Source organism: Neobacillus fumarioli NBRC 102428 (assembly GCF_001591485.1).
GTDB classification, from domain to species: Bacteria; Bacillota; Bacilli; order Bacillales; family Cytobacillaceae; genus Neobacillus; species Neobacillus fumarioli.
This window is the reverse complement of sequence record NZ_BCUZ01000163.1, coordinates 1-5,268: the sequence shown is the minus strand read 5'-3', so window position 1 is coordinate 5,268 and position 5,268 is coordinate 1. Positions and strand designations below refer to the sequence as shown.

Sequence of the window (5,268 nt, the reverse complement as noted above, 5' to 3'; positions counted from 1 at the left end):
ACACTACCTAAGTATGGACATACGAGAATAAGGCTAAAAGCTGATACCGTCTAAAGACGGTGGGGTTAGACCACGCATTTGGAAATTAAATCAATTTCGAACGATGAAATATCGGTTAAAAAAGCGTATTCTCATAGAATACGCTTCTGTCTTAAGTTGTCCGATACTCCCTCCCTTTCCAGGCAAACGTAACGGCAATTCCAACTGCCAAAAGAATCGTTGAAAAATAAAAGGGATAGTTTAAATCAATGTCAAATAAAATCCCTCCTATCATCGGTCCAATGACATTGCCAATACTTGTGAACATCGAGTTCATGCCGCTGACAAAGCCTTGTTCATTTCCGGCAATTTTGGATAAATACGTGGTAACAGCCGGTCGTATCAAGTCAAATCCAACAAACACGGTGACGGTCACCAATAAAATCGTCCAATAGGTGTTCACGATGGTTATGAAAAAAACGAGGACGGCTGAGAGAATGAGGCAATAAAGAATTAAACGAATTTCCCCCAGCCATTTCGTCAGACGGTCAAATAAACCAACTTGGAAAACTGCGCCCAAGATGCCTCCCCCTGTGATCACAATGGCAATATCCTTCGGCAAAAACCCGAATTTATGATCGACAAATAAAGAAAACAATGATTCAAAGCACGCCAATCCGAATGTAGAAATGAAAATAATGATAAAAGAGATCAAATACATCGGTACAAAAATGCGTTTTATCCCTGTTTTTGGCTCAATGATTTGTTCTTTTTCAAGTTTTCGATCCGGCTCATGCAGGACGGCGATCGCTATAATAGCTGTGATGAATGCTAGAGCAGCTGCAAAGAAGAATGGCAATCTGGGATTAATCTCTCCTAAAAAACCGCCAAAACCAGGACCTATAATAAAACCTGTGGAAATAGCTGCCGACATATACCCGAGTGCTTTAGGCCGCTGTTCCAACGTTGTAATATCAGCGATAAATGCTGTGACAGCCGGCATAATGAATGCTGCACTGACTCCGCCAAGCATGCGGGAAAGAAAAAGCATCTCTACTTTTTGTCCGATTCCGAATATAAACTCTGAAAGGGCAAAAATTACTAAACCGACCAAAATCATTCTTTTTCGCCCAAATTGGTCTACCCAACTGCCGGCAATCGGTGACACAATTAACTGGGTAAAAGCAAAAAAAGCAACCATATAGCCGACAACAGCCCCAGATATATGCAGCTCATCCATAATCTCAGGAGTAACCGGAATAACAAGGCCAATTCCCAAAAAGACAATAAAAAGATTAGTCAATAATATAGCTAAAGTCATGTTAGGGCTTTGCATAAATTTACTCCTTGTATAACCTAAAATAGGCTCTTCCCTCTAATTGGGAGGAGCCTATACTAAATGATACCATAATTTCATTTATTTTTTGAACTTTATGTTTTCCATTACTCTAATTGAAAAATACAGCATAAAGTACGCGACAATTTTATTGTCAGATAATATGAATTCTCGGTAAAATTAAAATAGAAAGAGTTGAGAAGGTGTCTTCTGTAATTTGTTCACGAATATTTTATTGATGATCACTGTGCTACCCTTTTAGGGTAATCATTAAAGACGTATGGAGGAAATGACATGCAGTACCATTTGAACTATCGTAAAGAGGTAGAGGACTTCGTTCAAAATGAAGTCCTTACTTCCTCTGAAACTCAGGAGATTCTTGGTATAGCCGGGCACGATTAAACCAAATGGTTTCGAACGCCAAGCTTGTTCCAGTGAAAAAACTGGCCGGAATCAGTTTATTTTTACGAAGCGATGTTGAAGAAAAGAAAAAGGAATTGGAGGAACTCCGAAAAAACTATCGCCCATATGATTAAAGCCCTTCTTTTTTGAGAGGGGCTATTTTCGTTTGAAAAAGTTGGAAAATCATTGATTTATTTCTACTCTGTATTCTGACCAGCGGCATCCGATAAGCCTTGAAGTGTGCCAATCACCTTCATTTGCCCAAGATGATGAAAGGCACTCTGTTACTTAAAGTAGAGTGATATAATAATAAAAGCAATAACTATTACAAGAATAAGAACCCTCATACCTTTCCAACCTAAGCTGCCAACTAAATCAGCAAGATTTCCACTGTTTGTTCTATTATAAGCATCGTTCATATTACCCGTTGGGTTGCTTTTCAATTCTTGTTGTCTTAATCTCTCTCTTTTCCGCTCCGGCGTTTCTTGGTTATCTTTCATATAAACACCATAAAAGGAATTCTATCCCACTGATAATTTAATGAAACTTTTTCATTCATTATTTTGAAAAATAATGAAGCCGCCAACCCGATCAAGGAGGCGGCTTTTCCAGTTTTATAAAATTACTTCTTCACGGCATTAAAATCAATAAACGGTGTAGCACCCCCGGTTACGCTTGGTAGCTTGCCGTCCCATTTTTCTAATGCTTTTTCCTGGACTTCAATTTGTTTTAATTGAATGAGTTCCGGGGTGACTTCCTGCTTTTTCAGTTTTAAGGCTTGGGCTTCCGCTTCGGCCTGTGTGATTTGTTGCTGGGCTTCAATTTTGATTCTTTCCAAATCCCGCTGTGCCTTCAATGCGTTTTGTTCCGCTGTTTGTTTTGCTTCAATTGCTTTATTGAATTCATCGCTAAAGGCAAATTCTTTAATATTAATATCTTCGAGTTTCATATAATACTTGGATAATTTTTTCGAAAGCATTTCTTTCACTTGAGCTGATACTTCCGGGCGCTTGGAAATCAGTTCTTCTGCGGTATATTGTGCCGTGACGGCTTTCAGTGACTCCGCAATCGCCGGGTCGACAATGCGCGAACGATAATCGAGCCCGATTTCTTGATATAATTTATTCACGGCATTAGGATCAACAGAATAGTTAACGGCCACTTTGGTTGTGACGTTCTGCATGTCTTTTGATGCGGCCGTTTGCGAGTTTTCTTCCTTTTGCACGCGGACTTCAATCGGTTGGACTGTTTGAATAAACGGCACTTTAAAATGAAGCCCTTCCGACAGAATCGCCGGCTTAACAGCCCCCATTTGTAAAAGTACGCCACGGTATCCTGAGGAAACAGTTGTCACAGAGGAAAACACCAAAATGATGACCACCATCACAAACACCACGCCCAAGACATATTTCGAATATTTCACTCAATCTCCCCCTTTATATATGAAAACTATGTATCCATATCCAATTGTATACATTTCAAACAATCTGTGACAAGTTGTTTTTTTGCTGCGTGACAGACATGGAAAAATGGATTATATTCAAGTTAGCATATATGGAAATGAAAGGAGCGGAAAAATTGAGTCAGCAAACCAACCGCACAATGGTAACCATCGCGATGATGGTCGCCACTTTCCTAACGGCGATTGATGTCACGGTTGTCAGTACGGCCATGCCTCACATCGTCCGCGAATTGCAAGGATTAAGTCTTTATAGCTGGGTATTCGCCATTTATACATTGACAACAAGCGTCACAACGCCCATTTATGGAAAATTAGCCGACCTCTTTGGCCGCAAGGTGATTTTCAGTATCGGTGTTGTGTTGTTTGTGCTTGGTTCTGTTTTATCAGGGATGTCACAAACTATGGAGCAATTAATCTGGTTCCGCGCGTTTCAGGGAATCGGTGCCGGTGCTGTTATGCCCATTACGTTTACGATTATTGGCGATATTTTCCCAGGAGAGCAGCGCGCACGTATGCAAGGGGTTTTCAGTGGCGTCTGGGGAATTGCCGGTCTTCTTGGACCGCTTGTCGGCGGCATGTTTGTCGACCATTTCTCATGGCGGTGGATTTTTTACATAAACGTACCGGTCGGCGCCATTTCCCTCATTCTTGTGTTTATGTTCTTGCATGAAAGTTTTGAGCGTAAGTCGAAGAAAATCGACTACTGGGGCGCTCTTGTTTTTACAGCGGCGATTTCCTCACTATTATATGCCCTGCTAAATGGGGGCACCACGTATCCGTGGGGAAGTTCAACGATTATTTCTTTATTTGTTCTTGCAGCTGTTGGCATTGTCTTGTTTCTTTGGATTGAAACGAAAGTGGAAGAACCGACGCTGCCGCTTTCCTTATTTAAAAATCCTGTCATTGCCGTAGCAAATATCATCGGGTTTTTCATTAGTTTCGTGCTGATCGGGGTAAATGTCTATTTGCCAATGTGGATTCAAACGATCCTTAATCATAGTGCCACGAGTTCGGGTCTCACCTTAATGCCGATGTCTTTCGCATGGCCGCTCGCTTCGACTTTTGCCGGAAGATATATGTACAAAATCGGCTCAAAGCTGACTGCATTGATTGGCGTGATTCTTGTATCGCTGGGGACTTGCTGGACATTGGCAGTTCAACTGAATTCACCATACTGGTACTTTGTTGGTCTAATGATCGTCATTGGGTTTGGCATGGGCTATGCGATGACTCCGACAACGGTTTTAATTCAATCCGCAGTCGGCTGGCAAATGCGCGGAGCCGCAACGGCTTCCAACTCATTCGTCCGTTCTCTCGGGCAAACGATTGGTATTACCATTTTAGGCAGCATGTTCAACACTTCCGTTACCAACTATGCAAAAGCCCACATGCCAGCCAATGCCGGTCAACATGCTGGGAATATCAGCCATTTCCTTCAGTCGAGCGGCGGCGGTCTGGCAAAAATTCCGCCTGCAATGAGGCAATTTGTGGATCAGGCGCTCGCACACGCCATTCATCAAATTTTCATGGTCATTTTTATCGTTGCGGTAGCTTCCCTAGTCGCTACCTTGTTCCTGCCATCCCATCAAAGAGTCATGCAGCAGCAGAAACAAGTGAACTAACTTGTTGAGTACTCCCCTGCTTTTATCAGCAGGGGAGTTTGTTTAAACAAACGATTGGTTAAAATCGGGTTTATGCACCACCGCTAAGCGGTTTCTTGGAAATGGCTGTTAAAAATTTTGTTGGTTAACTAAACGTTTGATTGAATTCAGTTTTAAGCGCGATGCTACAATGTTTTTTCGAATCAATGCTGAAAAATTTGTCAGTTAATTAAACGTTTAATTGAATTCGGTTCATGCCGTAATGCTATAAAGTTTTTCTAGAATACTACTTAATGACCGAATATAAAAGAAATGGATTCTGAGTGACATCTTGAAACATTCTTAACGACAGAAGAAGTAGTAAACAAATTGGTTCGGGCAATTAGAACAGTCATATCGATCGAGGCTGCGAAAACCGAATTGCTCCGGGATTTATGAAAGATTCTTATCGACCTAATCTCATAAAACCGAGGCGATTCGGGATTTAT

The 5,268-nt window shown here is 41.4% G+C and carries 4 protein-coding genes and 1 pseudogene; 2 read left to right on the top strand and 3 right to left on the bottom strand.

The features are described from left to right. Nucleotides 1-151: 151 nt before the first annotated feature. Nucleotides 152-1,315, bottom strand: a complete 1,164-nt coding sequence (locus BFU02S_RS14695) for an MFS transporter (RefSeq protein WP_066372236.1) — start codon at nucleotides 1,313-1,315, stop codon at nucleotides 152-154. Between the two features lie 294 nt (nucleotides 1,316-1,609). Here BFU02S_RS14695 and BFU02S_RS17160 point away from each other — a divergent pair. Next, nucleotides 1,610-1,851, top strand: a pseudogene (locus BFU02S_RS17160) (DNA-binding protein). A gap of 150 nt (nucleotides 1,852-2,001) precedes the next feature. Here BFU02S_RS17160 and BFU02S_RS14690 read toward each other — a convergent pair. Together BFU02S_RS14690 and BFU02S_RS14685 are read right to left on the bottom strand one after the other, a co-directional pair. Continuing rightward, complete coding sequence (locus BFU02S_RS14690; protein ID WP_066372234.1) at nucleotides 2,002-2,217, bottom strand: DUF6366 family protein; 216 nt, start codon at nucleotides 2,215-2,217, stop codon at nucleotides 2,002-2,004. A gap of 122 nt (nucleotides 2,218-2,339) precedes the next feature. Beyond that, the gene (locus BFU02S_RS14685) at nucleotides 2,340-3,101 is read right to left on the bottom strand and encodes a prohibitin family protein (protein WP_084361147.1); all 762 of its coding nucleotides are present in this window, start codon (nucleotides 3,099-3,101) and stop codon (nucleotides 2,340-2,342) included. 194 nt (nucleotides 3,102-3,295) lie between these two features. On the opposite strand from BFU02S_RS14685, the gene BFU02S_RS14680 reads away from it, so the two are divergent. After that, the gene (locus BFU02S_RS14680) at nucleotides 3,296-4,801 is read left to right on the top strand and encodes an MDR family MFS transporter (protein ID WP_066372240.1); all 1,506 of its coding nucleotides are present in this window, start codon (nucleotides 3,296-3,298) and stop codon (nucleotides 4,799-4,801) included. The last annotated feature ends 467 nt before the right edge of the window (nucleotides 4,802-5,268 follow it).

What these genes read in the sequence shown, in the direction of transcription:
- BFU02S_RS14695 (WP_066372236.1), bottom strand. Translation starts at nt 1,315, where the DNA reads ATGCAAAGCCCTAACATGACTTTAGCTATATTATTGACTAATCTTTTT.
- BFU02S_RS14690 (WP_066372234.1), bottom strand. Translation starts at nt 2,217, where the DNA reads ATGAAAGATAACCAAGAAACGCCGGAGCGGAAAAGAGAGAGATTAAGA.
- BFU02S_RS14685 (WP_084361147.1), bottom strand. Translation starts at nt 3,101, where the DNA reads ATGGTGGTCATCATTTTGGTGTTTTCCTCTGTGACAACTGTTTCCTCA.